Raw genomic sequence first — 2,483 nt, forward strand, 5'->3', positions numbered from 1 at the left:
CGGGGACGATTCTCAAGCTGATTCACGCCGGAGCGGAAGAGGTCCTCGTCGCCGGCTGCGCCGAGGATCGGTGCCGATTCGAGCACGGGGCCGGCATCGCCGCCGATCAGGTCGAGCTTGCCCGCGCGCTTCTCCGGATATGCGGAATCGACCCGGATCGCGTGCGTAGCGACTGGTCGGAAGGCCGCGAGGGCGATCCTTTAATTCTCAATGATCTAGTCGGCGCGGGGGGACGTTCATGATACGGCTCGAAGAACTGGCGAGGCGGACCAAGGCGACCCTCTGCCTCGCGTGCGGGAAATGCACCGGGAACTGCCCCCTCGCCGAGTTGGAGCATGGGCACTCTCCGCGCCGTCTCGTCGCGCGCGCGCTCACCGATCTCGAGACCGACGGCCGAATCCTCGTGCGGAAGTGCCTCACCTGCGGCGCGTGCGAGGAGCGCTGCCCCGAGGGAGTGGCGTTCGTCGACTTCGTGCGCGAGGTGCGCGCTCTTCTCCCGCCGGAGGAGCGGGCCTCCTGCCCGCATCACCAGGTTCTCATGCAGGCGACCCGGCTCATGGCCTCAGGCGGATCCGCGCGGAAGAGGCTCGAGTGGCTGAGCGAAGATCTCCGCGTCGCCGAGAAGGGGGATGTCCTCCTCTTCGTCGGTTGTCTCCCGCTCTTCGATGCGGTGTACGCGGACCTCGGCATCCGCTCGACCGACATCGCACGAAGCGCCGTCCGGATCCTGAACCGGCTCGGGATCGAGCCGGTCGTGCGCGCCGAGGAAGTGTGCTGCGGCCACGACCTCCTTTGGGCGGGGGATCCGGAGAGCTACCGAGCGCTCGCCGAGAAGAACGCGGCCCTCTTCGCGGAGACGGGGGCGAAGACGATCGTGACCGCGTGCGCGGAGTGCGCCCGAACTCTCGCCCTCTCGTATCCTGAGACGCTCAAAAACTTCAAATACGAAGTGGTTCATCTGGCGACGTTTCTCGCGGGCCGCCTGAAGGAGCTCGGGATCGAACAGGGGACGGCCGATGCGGAGACGACCGTGACGTTCCAGGATCCGTGCCGCCTTTCGCGCCATCTCGGCGTGGTCGTCGATCCGCGCGCCGTTCTCGAGGCGATCCCGGGCCTCCGTCTCGAGGAGATGTCGCTCTCCGCGGGGAACGCACGCTGCTGCGGCACGTCCGGCTTCCAGCACTGCGACGCCGAGTCGCGCCGCCTGCAGACTATCCGCATCGCCGAGGCGCGCGCGACCGGCGCCGAGCTTCTCGTCACCGCTTGCCCGAAATGCCGGATTCATTTCACCTGTGCCCAAGAGGAAGATGCGCGCCGCGCCCGTGTAGACGGCCGCGAACCGATGAAGAGAATGCGGACCGAGGACCTCGCGGTCCTCGTCGCCGAGGCCCTGGAGAAGGCGGCCGCCCCGGCGGCGGCTCAAGGAGGCGAATGATGGTGCAGAAACTCCCCAGGATCGGCGTGTTCGTCTGCGATTGCGGATTGAACATCGCCGGCGTGGTGGATACCGCCGAGGTCTCCCGCTACGCCGAGACCCTTCCGGGGGTCGTCGCGGTGATCCGCAACCGCTACACCTGCGCCGATCCCGGACAGAACGAGATCAAGAAGGCGATCGCCGAGCACAACCTGGACCGGGTCGTGGTCGCCTCCTGCACTCCGAAGATCCACGAGCCGACCTTCCGCAAGTGCGTCGCCGAGGGAGGGCTTAACCCCTACCTCATGGAGATGGCGAACATCCGCGAGCACTGCTCCTGGGTGCACCAGGCGGATCGCGCCGGCGCGACCGAGAAGGCGAAGGATCTCGTGAGGAGCGCGGTCGCTCGCGCGTCCCGCCTTCAGCCGCAGGACGAGGCGGTCTTTCCGGTCACCGGAGCGGCCCTCGTCATCGGGGGCGGCGTCGCGGGGATCCAGGCGGCGCTCGATCTCGGCGATCTCGGCCACAAGGTGTATCTCGTGGAGAAGGAGCCGACCATCGGCGGGATCATGGCCGCCCTCGACAAGACGTACCCGACGATGGACTGCTCCATATGAATTCTCGGCCCTAAGATGATGGATGCCGGTCGGCATCCGAAGGTCGAGCTTCTGACATACAGCGAGGTCGAGGAGATCTCCGGGTTCGTCGGCAACTTCCGCGCGCGGATCCGCCGCAAGGCGCGCTACGTCGACGAGAAGGCGTGCACGTCCTGCGGCGAGTGCGCGAAGGTATGCCCCGTCGTCGTGCCCGACGAGTACCAGCAGGGCCTCTCCTCGAGAAAGGCGATCTACCTCCCCTTCCCGCAGGCGGTCCCTTCGTCGTACGCGCTCAACATGAGCGACTGTCTCGGGGTTCGGCCGATCGCATGCGGCAAGTGCGTCGAGGTGTGCGACAAGAAGTGCATCGACCTCGACATGGAGGACCGCTTCCTCGACATCGAGGTCGGTACGGTCGTCGTCGCCACGGGACTTGACGTGTACGACCCGCGCGAGCAAGACGAGTACGGCTA

Annotated in this window: 3 protein-coding genes; all 3 read left to right on the forward strand. The window is 66.8% G+C overall.

Annotated elements, in window-relative coordinates; genetic code table 11:
• Nucleotides 1–242, forward strand: a 242-nt coding sequence (locus FJY73_14295) for a hydrogenase iron-sulfur subunit (protein MBM3321831.1), incomplete at its 5' end; no start/stop codon positions are given.
• Nucleotides 239–1,435 (forward strand): (Fe-S)-binding protein, encoded by a 1,197-nt coding sequence (locus tag FJY73_14300; GenBank protein ID MBM3321832.1) that lies wholly within the window; start codon nucleotides 239–241, stop codon nucleotides 1,433–1,435. The genes FJY73_14295 and FJY73_14300, both read left to right, overlap by 4 nt.
• On the forward strand, nucleotides 1,432–2,483 hold a 1,052-nt coding region (locus tag FJY73_14305), incomplete at its 3' end, for a CoB--CoM heterodisulfide reductase iron-sulfur subunit A family protein (protein ID MBM3321833.1). The genes FJY73_14300 and FJY73_14305, both read left to right, overlap by 4 nt.

The organism is Candidatus Eisenbacteria bacterium (assembly GCA_016867715.1).
Taxonomy (GTDB): domain Bacteria; phylum Orphanbacterota; class Orphanbacteria; order Orphanbacterales; family Orphanbacteraceae; genus VGIW01.

Coding starts and splice junctions, on each gene's coding strand:
- FJY73_14300 (MBM3321832.1), top strand. CDS start 239: ATGATACGGCTCGAAGAACTGGCGAGGCGGACCAAGGCGACCCTCTGC.